12 protein-coding genes are annotated in these 9,727 nt (G+C 53.1%); all 12 read left to right on the top strand.

The genetic code is table 11. The annotated features are described in order from the left end of the window. The coding region (locus KOO63_01820; protein ID MBU8920573.1) for a hypothetical protein at nt 1-593 on the top strand (593 nt) is incomplete at its 5' end. 79 nt (nt 594-672) lie between these two features. Next, nucleotides 673-1,785 carry a hypothetical protein gene (locus tag KOO63_01815; protein MBU8920572.1) on the top strand — a complete coding sequence of 371 codons (1,113 nt, stop codon included), beginning with the start codon at nt 673-675 and terminating at the stop codon, nt 1,783-1,785. Between the two features lie 100 nt (nt 1,786-1,885). Then, the gene (gene rplU / locus KOO63_01810) at nt 1,886-2,197 is read left to right on the top strand and encodes a 50S ribosomal protein L21 (protein ID MBU8920571.1); all 312 of its coding nucleotides are present in this window, start codon (nt 1,886-1,888) and stop codon (nt 2,195-2,197) included. Nucleotides 2,198-2,218: 21 nt separating this feature from the next. Further along, a complete protein-coding gene (gene rpmA, locus KOO63_01805; protein ID MBU8920570.1) occupies nt 2,219-2,473 on the top strand; it encodes a 50S ribosomal protein L27 in 255 nt (84 codons plus the stop codon). Nucleotides 2,474-2,563: 90 nt separating this feature from the next. Then, entirely contained in the window at nt 2,564-3,220 is a 657-nt protein-coding gene (locus KOO63_01800) for an MBL fold metallo-hydrolase (GenBank protein MBU8920569.1), read from the top strand. Between the two features lie 21 nt (nt 3,221-3,241). Beyond that, entirely contained in the window at nt 3,242-4,084 is an 843-nt protein-coding gene (locus tag KOO63_01795; protein ID MBU8920568.1) for a fumarate hydratase, read from the top strand. 15 nt (nt 4,085-4,099) lie between these two features. Next, nucleotides 4,100-4,651, top strand: a complete 552-nt coding sequence (locus KOO63_01790) for a Fe-S-containing hydro-lyase (GenBank protein ID MBU8920567.1) — start codon at nt 4,100-4,102, stop codon at nt 4,649-4,651. A 110-nt stretch (nt 4,652-4,761) separates the two neighbouring features. Continuing rightward, entirely contained in the window at nt 4,762-5,466 is a 705-nt protein-coding gene (gene kdsB, locus KOO63_01785; GenBank protein ID MBU8920566.1) for a 3-deoxy-manno-octulosonate cytidylyltransferase, read from the top strand. Nucleotides 5,467-5,516: 50 nt separating this feature from the next. After that, the gene (locus KOO63_01780; protein ID MBU8920565.1) at nt 5,517-7,172 is read left to right on the top strand and encodes a CTP synthase; all 1,656 of its coding nucleotides are present in this window, start codon (nt 5,517-5,519) and stop codon (nt 7,170-7,172) included. Between the two features lie 13 nt (nt 7,173-7,185). Continuing rightward, nucleotides 7,186-8,010, top strand: a complete 825-nt coding sequence (kdsA, locus tag KOO63_01775; GenBank protein ID MBU8920564.1) for a 3-deoxy-8-phosphooctulonate synthase — start codon at nt 7,186-7,188, stop codon at nt 8,008-8,010. Continuing rightward, a complete protein-coding gene (locus KOO63_01770; GenBank protein MBU8920563.1) occupies nt 8,000-8,986 on the top strand; it encodes a KpsF/GutQ family sugar-phosphate isomerase in 987 nt (328 codons plus the stop codon). The genes kdsA and KOO63_01770 overlap by 11 nt, the downstream gene beginning before the upstream one ends. 264 nt (nt 8,987-9,250) lie before the next feature. Beyond that, nucleotides 9,251-9,727: LPS export ABC transporter periplasmic protein LptC (gene lptC, locus KOO63_01765; GenBank protein ID MBU8920562.1), on the top strand; the 477-nt coding region annotated here is incomplete at its 3' end.

The raw sequence follows: 9,727 nt of genomic DNA, 5'->3' as shown, positions 1-9,727 counted from the left end.
GCCTGGATGGGGCCGGTAATACACTGGAGCTGAGAGATAAGGCGATGTCGTACGATCTCGGGTATCCCAGCTGGGAACCGGATACGAGAGCCTATCTTGACTTACACCCGGAAGTCAATGTGATCATATGGTCATGGTGCAGGCAGGTGAGTGAAGCCTCGGAGGCCTATATTGATACCTACCTTGACCTTATGGCCGGTCTTGAGAATGACTATCCAGATGTATCATTCGTATATATGACAGGGCACCTGGACGGCCAGCCGCCCGGATACACGATACATGTCAGGAACCAGCAGATCCGCGACTACTGTATCGATAACAACAAGATCCTCTACGATTTTGCCGATATTGAGTCGTACGATCCGGACGGCAATTTCTACGCCGACAAGAGAGCTACCGACAATTGTGATTATGACAGTAATGGTGACACGGTTCGTGATGCCAACTGGGCACAGGAATGGCAGGATGCTCATCCAGGGGAATGGTACGTCTGCTCACCGGCTCATACCATGGACCTGAACGGCAACCTCAAGGCCTACGCCGCCTGGTATCTCTGGGCGCGCCTCGGCGGATGGGACGGGTCGAACGATTAGTCAACCCGGGAAATCGACTATCGGGCCTCCTGTGGTTGAAATAGAAGCAGTTTCTATGACCATGGCCTGTAGAAGGAATATGCGTAGCATTTCAACAGTTACAGTCGCCGCAATCATCATCCTGGTGCTTTTACCTGGATTGTTCATGGCTGCCGGTGACTGCCACGCCCAGACAGATCCTTTCACCACGACACATATATCGATACATACCGATTTTCTTCGAAATGTGAGGAATATCGGGATGGGTGGGGTAGGCGTCTCGGAAATATCAGGGTATGGGACCGGGTATTACAATCCCGCGTCGCTGGCCTGGACAGATGCGATGACTGCAGGGAGTTCATTTCATGAATATCTGATCGATATCGATATCTATGATATCGGGATCTCCGGTTATTACCAGCCTGGCAAAACTTTCGGAGAGAATACTCCCTGGGAGCGAGGATTACGTCTCGGGTGGGCTCTTTCTTACTGGGGGCTTTCCATGCCGGAGATAAGAGAGCGGACGATTTACATGCCAGAGGGATCGACAGTGTCCTTTCCGGGGATCCACGAATATTATCTGACCAGCTCTCTGGCTGCTGCCTGGAAGATGGGGATATTCGAGGTCGGCGCGGGTGGGGCAGTGAAATATCTGGAGTATAAAAACAGCGGACTTTCTCTCTGGGCCTTCGACCTTGGTATAGTCGCAGCTGCTGAATTCGAGACAGAGGACGGGCGTTGGCTGCGTCCGCGTATCGGATTCAGCGTTGTAAATCTCGGAAACGGGTTTGATCTGCCGGGAGGCGGGACGAGCAATCTTATAGAGCGCTACCGGATCGGGGGGGGATTCGACTTCTCCCCGCCCCGGGAATCACGTCTGGGCTGGAAGTTCGACAGGAAAGTACGGGTGTTGCGCATTTCGATCAGCTATGACCAGGCGTTCGATGACGCTGGCGAAGACGAATATCTTGAAAAGGATAATATGGATGCCTTCGGGTTCGAGATTTCGATTATGGAGCTGTTCAGCGCCAGGTTCGGGACATCGGACAACCTGTTTCTTAAGGATGAGGCTATGACAGCCGGGTTCGGATTGGGGTGGGACAGCGGGAAATGGATCGTTTCGTTCGATTACGCAATTATAGGGGACAATACCGCATTCGACGAATCAGTGACGCTGGACAATTATCGGCTGCTGTTCGGATGGAGGTATTGAGTAGGATTTCCGATAATATATTGTGCCTTTTGCTCTTGACTTGGCCCCGTCCGTTTGTTATCTATGTAACTCTATTGTTGAATTGCAGGAGGTAGGATAAGTGTATGCAGTCATTGATCTGGCTGGGAAACAGTTTACGGTAAAACCTGAGGATAATATCCAGGTTCCGCTCCTCGATGCCGAGGTCGGAAGTGTTATACAGTGCGATAATGTACTCCTCTTTTCGAATGGGGACGATGTACGCGTTGGAAAACCTACCCTCGATAATATCAAGGTAACGGCCGAAGTAGTAAGCCACGGCCGGGACAAGAAAATAATTGTCTTCAAGATGAAGCGGAGAAAGAACTACCGCAGAAAGAACGGCCACCGCCAGGGATTCACTATGTTGAAGATCCGTGGGATCGACGCCTAGGCGGTTGAAGGAGCTGATAATATGGCACACAAAAAAGGTGTTGGAAGTTCCAGGAACGGTCGCGATAGTCACGCCCAGAGGCTTGGTGCCAAGCGTGCCTCAGGGGAGACCGTGTCCGCCGGATCGATCCTGGTGAGACAGCGTGGAACGAAGATCCATCCCGGCATAAACGTGTCAAAGGGTGGAGACGACACGCTGTACGCCCTTATCGACGGCAAGGTACAGTTTGAGAGATTCGGAAAATCGAAGAAAAAAGTGAGTGTCTACGAGAACTAAGAGCAGTGATCGATATGCGCTTGATATTTCAGAGCCCGTTGGAGCAGAAACAGCTTCCGGGCTCTTCTCTTTTTATGGGAGGTTCACCAGATGAAGCTGAAATACCTTGGACACGCTGCTTTCGAACTGGTTCTGGCTGACAACCGCAGGATTCTCTTTGATCCATATGAGCCAGGTTCATACGACGGGGCAGTACGCTTCGATCCCGTCGAAACGGGGCAGGATATCGTCGTTGTGAGTCACGACCATCCCGATCACAGGTGGGAGAAGGCTGTAGAGGACGCCGGGATAGTGATCGAATCTGCCGGCGAGTATGATCTGAATGGCGTGAAAATAACTTCATATCTGACATATCACGATGAGACTGAGGGGAGCGAGAGGGGTACCAATCTCGTGTCGATCGTCGAGGCGGATGGATTGAGGGTAGCCCATATGGGAGATCTCGGGCATATGATCGATGTCGGATCGATGCCTGCTCTCAAGGGAGTCGATCTTATTATGTTGCCTGTCGGAGGATTTTTTACGATCGATTCCAGGATGGCTGCTGAAATAACCCGTTTGATCGGACCCGGAATAGTCGTTCCGATGCACTTCAAGACAGAAAAATTGGGATTTCCGATAGCTTCAGTGGACGGGTTCACAGAAATCATGGATAATGTCGAGATCATGGGCGGTAGCGAACTGGAAATAGTTCCTTCCGCTCTTCCAGAATCAATAAGGGTAGTGGTGCTTGAACCGGCGATGTAGCCGCCAACGAGAGGAAAGAAAGTGAGAGAGGTCGAAGCCGCAAGGATAACCGAAGAGGTCGCGCGTCTCTGTATGGAGGCGAATTTCGAGCTCGAGGACGATGTCCAGAAAGCTCTCGAGAAAGCCTATGAAGCGGAGGAATCACCAGCAGGGAAGGAAGTTCTCCGTCAGATCCTCGAGAATTCGAATATAGCCCGCTCGGAGAAGATACCGATGTGTCAGGACACCGGGCTTGCAGTCGTTTTTGTCGAGATCGGTCAGGACCTGCATATAACGGGTGGTGATTTTGAGACTGCGATCAATGAAGGCGTAAAAAAAGGTTATACCGACGGATATCTCAGAAAATCAGCTCTCACCGATCCGATCAGGGGGGGAAATACCGGCGATAACACTCCGGCTGTCATCCATCTGAACATAGTCCCCGGCGACAAGCTGAAGCTCTGGGTCGTTCCCAAGGGTGGTGGAAGCGAGAACATGAGCAGGATCGCCATGATGAAGCCGGCCGACGGTGTAGAGGGGATCAAGAAATTCGTAGTGGAAAATATCAATGCGGCAGGCGGCAATCCCTGTCCGCCGATCGTTGTCGGTGTCGGCATCGGTGGGACATTCGAGCGTTGCGCCCAGCTGGCAAAGAAGTCACTGTTGAGAGAGATCGGCAGTGTCCATTCCGATCCGTTCTATGCCGACCTGGAGAAGGAACTCCTCGGCCTGGTCAACGATCTCGGTATAGGCCCGATGGGGCTTGGCGGCAGGACGACGGCACTGGCCGTACACATAGAAGTGGCTCCGAGGCATATAGCTTCGTTCCCCGTATCGATGAACATCAACTGTCACGCCGCGAGGCATAAATATATCGAACTGTGAGAGGCAGGTATCGAGATGGCTGAATATTCGATGACGACGCCGCTTGGCGATGAAGATGTAAAGAAGCTGAAGGCGGGAGACAAGGTCCTGCTCAGTGGAACGATATACACGGCACGCGACGCTGCTCACAAGAGACTGGTCGACCTTCTCGACGAGGGGAAGGAACTCCCGATACCGGTCGAGGGACAGGTGATCTACTATGTAGGACCCTCGCCCACTCCTCCAGGCAAGCCGATAGGGTCGGCAGGTCCGACGACCAGCTACAGGATGGACCCATATGCTCCGAGGCTTCTGGATAAGGGACTCAAGGGGATGATCGGCAAGGGAATGAGGAGCGATGAGGTCGTTGCCTCCATGAAGAAGAATACAGTTGTGTATTTTGCCGCTACAGGTGGTGCAGCGGCACTGATATCGAGAAGCGTGACTTCGGCAGAAGTCGTTGCCTACGATGATCTCGGTGCTGAGGCGATAAGAAAACTGACGATAAAGGATTTCCCCCTGATAGTCGCCCAGGACTGCGAAGGCGGTAATGTATATAAGGAAGGACAGGAGCAGTACAGGCGATAGCCTGCTGCCCATTGAGTCTTGTGTGAAAGGTATGCCGGGCCGGTTCCTTGTATTGTGCTGGAAATGGCCCGGCTCGATCGTGGAGGGATGATTTGCCTGGACCGAGAGTGATGGCTGTCATTCCGGCGAGATACGGGTCGACCCGATTTCCCGGAAAGCCGCTGGCAGAGATTGGTGGTGTGCCGATGATCCTGCGTGTCGCCCGCGAGGCTTCGCGTATCAGGGGAGTCGACAGATTGGTCGTTGCTACAGATGACAGGCGGATTCTGGATTGCGTACTTTCGGGGGGATACGAGGCGGTCATCACCTCGAGATCACACAGAAGCGGCACCTCGCGTGTCGCCGAAGTGGCAGCTGCCCGCCGGTACGGTCTTGTTCTCAACATACAGGGTGACGAACCTCTTCTTCCGATCAGCGGAGTCGAGAGATTGATCGCAGCCATGAAGGAGGACAGGGGATGCGTGATGGGAACGCTGGCTACCCCATCGACCGACGCAGATGCCTTTATGAGCAGTGATGTCGTAAAGGTCGTGACTTCCAGAGACGGGATGGCCCTGTACTTTTCCAGAAGTCCTGTCCCGGGTGGTAAGGGAAAGTTCCTTCATCATACAGGTGTATATATCTTCAGACGTTCTTTTCTTCTTCGATATTCTTCCCTTCCGGCTGGCCCCCTCGAGAAAAGGGAAGGGTTGGAGCAGCTCCGAGCCCTGGAAAACGGTTTCGGGATACGTGTTGTCACCTGCCGGAAAAAAAGTTTGGGTGTAGACAGGCCGGGAGATATAAAAAGAGTTGAAAAGGTGATTAAAAGAAGGTAAGGTGGGCTGGAATTGTTCCATTCCTTGAACCGAGCCGGGTGGGGAGACGATTGGGCGAGAAGACTAAATATATATTCGTGACTGGTGGGGTGGTTTCTTCTCTCGGAAAAGGCATAGCGGCTTCATCGCTGGGCCTTCTTCTCAAGCAGCGCGGTCTCAATGTGGTCCTTCAGAAATTCGATCCATATCTCAACGTCGATCCGGGCACTATGAGCCCTTTCCAGCATGGAGAGGTATTCGTCACCGACGACGGGGCAGAGACGGATCTCGATCTGGGGCACTATGAGCGTTTCATCGACCGTAGCCTGAGTCAGCGTTCCAACGTGACGACAGGGCAGGTATACGAGGCGATCATCAACAGAGAAAGGGCCGGCGGTTACCTGGGAAGAACCGTACAGGTGGTTCCCCACGTGACCGATGAGATCAAGAGCCGTATCCTTATGGCTGCTGAAAACGGTCATGACGTCGATGTCGTGATCACGGAAGTAGGTGGCACGACGGGTGATATCGAGGGGCTGCCGTTCCTGGAGGCGATCCGCCAGTTGAAAAGGGACCTTGGCAGGGAAAACGTCATATATATCCATCTGACGCTTGTCCCCTATATAAAGGCCGCACAGGAGATCAAGACCAAGCCCACACAGCACAGTGTCAAAGGGCTTCGCGAGATTGGTATTCAGCCGCAGATCCTCCTCTGCAGGAGCGAGACTTCCCTGGCAGAGGATATAAAAGAAAAGATCGCCCTCTTCTGCAACGTCGAAGAAAGAGCCGTAATAGAGGCCGTTGACGCGAAGTCGATCTACGAAGTGCCTCTCAAGTTTCACGAGCAGGGGCTGGATGATATCGTTGTCGAACTACTCGATCTGGATTGTCCCGAGCCTGACCTGAGAGAATGGGAAGAGATGGTCGGGAAGATTTTCAATGTCGAGGGAACGGTTGATATCGCAGTCTGCGGAAAATATACCCAGATAGTCGATGCCTACAAAAGTATTATAGAGTCGTTCACGCATGCCGGAGTAGCCAATGATGTTCAGGTCAACATACGGTGGGTGAACGTGGAAGATATCGAAAAACAGGGAGCTGAAGCTCTTCTGGACGGAGTACATGGGGTCCTTGTACCTGGAGGTTTCGGGGACAGGGGCATAGAGGGTAAGATAATGGCTGTCAGATATGCAAGGGAGAAGGGGATCCCCTTCCTTGGTATTTGTCTGGGGCTCCAGTGTGCGGTAATAGAATTCGCGAGAAACGTATGTGGTATCGAAGCGGGTAGCAGCGAGTTCGATCCAGATTGTTCGAACCCGGTGATAGATCTGATGCTGGAGCAGAGGAGTCGCTCTAAGATGGGTGGCACCATGAGACTCGGCGCCTATCCCTGCCGGCTCACGGAAAAAACCCTCGCGTACAGCCTGTATGGAGAGACCGACATCAGCGAGAGACACAGACACCGCTGGGAAGTGAACAACGAATACCGTCAGCAGCTCGAGACGAACGGACTCACTATATCCGGCCTTTCTCCCGACGGTGAGCTCGTCGAGGTGGTCGAGATTCCCGGACATCCATTCTTTATCGCCGCTCAATTCCATCCAGAACTCAAATCGAGACCCATGAGAGTTCATCCCCTGTTCAGGGGGCTTGTGGCTGCCGCCAGGGATATGATGAAATCAGGCGGTGTCCGCGGGAGCGAAACCGTGGCCGGCACTGAAAGCTGATCTGGAGGGGGCCATGCGATCCCTTGAAATAGGCGGCAGGAGATTCGATCCGGACAAGACTCCATTACTTATAGCCGGGCCATGCGTACTTGAATCGCCTGAAGACGCGATGCGGGTGGCAGAAAAATGTCTTGAAGCAGCGGAAAAGGCCGGGTTCTTCTACGTTTTCAAAGCGAGCTATCTCAAGGATAACAGGTCATCCCTCGATTCTTACACCGGCCCGGGACTCGAAAAGGGGCTGGAGACGCTCAGGATAATCGGCGAAAGGCTCGGTGTGCCATTGATCACCGATGTTCATTGCAGGGAGGAGACAGGGCCTGCATCTGAAGTCTGCGATATTCTTCAGATCCCCGCTTTCCTGGTCAGACAGACGAGACTCGTGGCGAGTGCCGCGGCAACAGGAAAGGTAGTCAACCTGAAGAAAGGGCAGTTCCTTTCCCCGGAAGAAATGTCGAATGCTGTCGGGAAGGCCCGGGGAAGTGGTGATGGTGGGGTGATGGTCACGGAGCGGGGGACGTTTTTCGGATATAATAATCTGGTCGTCGATATGACATCTTTTGAGAGGATGCGACCACTCGGAGTACCGATGATATTCGACGCCACTCATTCTCTTCAGCTTCCCGGCGGGCTTGGAGACAGGTCGGGCGGGAGGCCTCAGTACGCTCGCGCCCTGGCGAGGGCAGCTGTCGCGGCGGGATGCGATGGACTTTTCATTGAGACTCATTTCTCCCCTCTCTCCTGCAGTTGTGATGCCGAAGTAATGCTGCCCATCGAGGAATTGCCGGCCCTGTTGAAAGAGACTGTCAGTATTTTCAGGATGATCAGACATGAAAAATAACAGAGCCGATATATTGAAGGCCGGCAGGGAAGTCCTCTCTCTCGAGATCGAAGGACTCGAACTCCTCAGAGACGCGGTAGGCGATGATTTCGTTAAGGCCGTCGAGTTGATCCTCGGCTGTCGGGGCAAGGTGATAGTCTGCGGAATCGGCAAGTCGGGTATTGTGGCGAGAAAGATATCCGCCACGTTGAGCAGTACGGGTACTCCCTCTGTTTTTCTGCACCCGGTGGAAGCCGCGCATGGCGACCTGGGAATGGTCTCAGGCGATGACATCTTCCTTGCCGTGAGCAAGAGCGGGGGCGACGGAGATTTTTCCACACTCATTCCCTACCTCAATGACAAGAAGGTGTCGATAATATCGATAACGGGTAGTGGCGAGTCGGCCCTGGCAAAGGCCAGCAACGTAGTGCTGGCCATAGATATGGAGAAGGAGGCCTGCCCGATGGACATCGTCCCCACGACGAGTACCACCGTGTCGGTCGCACTCGGAGATGCTCTGGCCGTGGCGGTTTTCAGGAGCCGGGATTTCAGCAGGGAGGACTTTGCAAAGCTTCATCCGAGCGGGATCCTCGGCAAACGCCTTCTCCTCACTACCGGGGACCTTATGCACAGTGGTGATGATATGCCTGTCGTCGATGTCAGCACGACACTCAGGGAAGCCCTGATCGAGATAGTGGACAAGAGGCTGGGTTGTACCGGTGTGACTGACAGCGATGGTCGTCTCGCGGGACTCATTACTGATGGAGACCTGAAACGTATTCTGCTCAGGGATCCTGGCGCTCTGGAATCACCCGTAATCGAATTGATGACAAAGGAGCCCAGAACAACGAAAGCGGGGATCCTTGCTGTCGTCGCGCTGGAGGAAATGGAGATGAATCCGGGTGGCCCTATCACGCTTCTGTTCGTGACAGACGTTGATGGCCGGCCCGAAGGTGTGATTCATATACACGATATTATCCGGGCGGGTCTGAAATGATCTGCTGCTTGCCGAAACCTCTGTTCCGTTCTTTTCTTCCAAACTTGTTGTCATAGCTGAACTTCTAACTGGCATATATGTTGCTTGACTACGGGTACAGCCTGTGCTAGCATTTCTCAGGAAGCAGCTATTATGCTGTCGTTCAATGCGTTACGTTATTAGCAAATCGAGACGTACCCGCCTGTCGTCGGTCGGGTGGACCGTTTTTCATGGGGAAAGTGTCAGAAATCTGAGCTTTTTTTAAGAAAGTCGGTTATATTTAGAATGAAGGAAAGACTGCCTGATGGTCTGTTCAGAATGGAAGGTACACTTTTTGGCCGCAGCGACAGGAATCGGATCGGCAGTGGCACGGGGAGGACAGTGAGGCGGAGAGTATTCATATTTCCACTTGTCATATTCATGATGACAGTATTGGTGGTATCATGTGACGAGTCGGGCCGTCAGGAACACTCGATGGGGACGGGCGTTCTTGCCGACCAGGAGTTCGCCGATTTTGTCACGATGGAAAGCGATTCGGGAGTGGTCCAGTGGAAACTCGAGGCTCCTGTAGCCCGTGTCTATGACGCGCGCAACCTTCTTGTCACCGACCAGCCGATAATCAGTTTCTTCGATGAGACCGGAGAGATCTCCTCGGTGTTGACGGCGGACAAGGCGGAGTACAACAAGATCTCACACGACCTTACAGCTCTTGGTAATGTAGTGGTCACTTCGCGTGAAGGATATGTACTCGAGACCGAAAGC

It is taken from the genome of Candidatus Latescibacterota bacterium (assembly GCA_019038625.1).
In the GTDB taxonomy this organism is placed as follows: domain Bacteria; phylum Krumholzibacteriota; class Krumholzibacteriia; order Krumholzibacteriales; family Krumholzibacteriaceae; genus JAGLYV01.
Note: the sequence above shows the minus strand (reverse complement) of the source record. Positions and strands in the feature narration are given on the sequence as shown.

What these genes read in the sequence shown, in the direction of transcription:
- KOO63_01800 (MBU8920569.1), top strand. Translation starts at nt 2,564, where the DNA reads ATGAAGCTGAAATACCTTGGACACGCTGCTTTCGAACTGGTTCTGGCT.
- kdsB (MBU8920566.1), top strand. Translation starts at nt 4,762, where the DNA reads ATGGCTGTCATTCCGGCGAGATACGGGTCGACCCGATTTCCCGGAAAG.
- KOO63_01790 (MBU8920567.1), top strand. Translation starts at nt 4,100, where the DNA reads ATGGCTGAATATTCGATGACGACGCCGCTTGGCGATGAAGATGTAAAG.
- KOO63_01815 (MBU8920572.1), top strand. Translation starts at nt 673, where the DNA reads ATGCGTAGCATTTCAACAGTTACAGTCGCCGCAATCATCATCCTGGTG.
- kdsA (MBU8920564.1), top strand. Translation starts at nt 7,186, where the DNA reads ATGCGATCCCTTGAAATAGGCGGCAGGAGATTCGATCCGGACAAGACT.
- rpmA (MBU8920570.1), top strand. Translation starts at nt 2,219, where the DNA reads ATGGCACACAAAAAAGGTGTTGGAAGTTCCAGGAACGGTCGCGATAGT.
- KOO63_01770 (MBU8920563.1), top strand. Translation starts at nt 8,000, where the DNA reads ATGAAAAATAACAGAGCCGATATATTGAAGGCCGGCAGGGAAGTCCTC.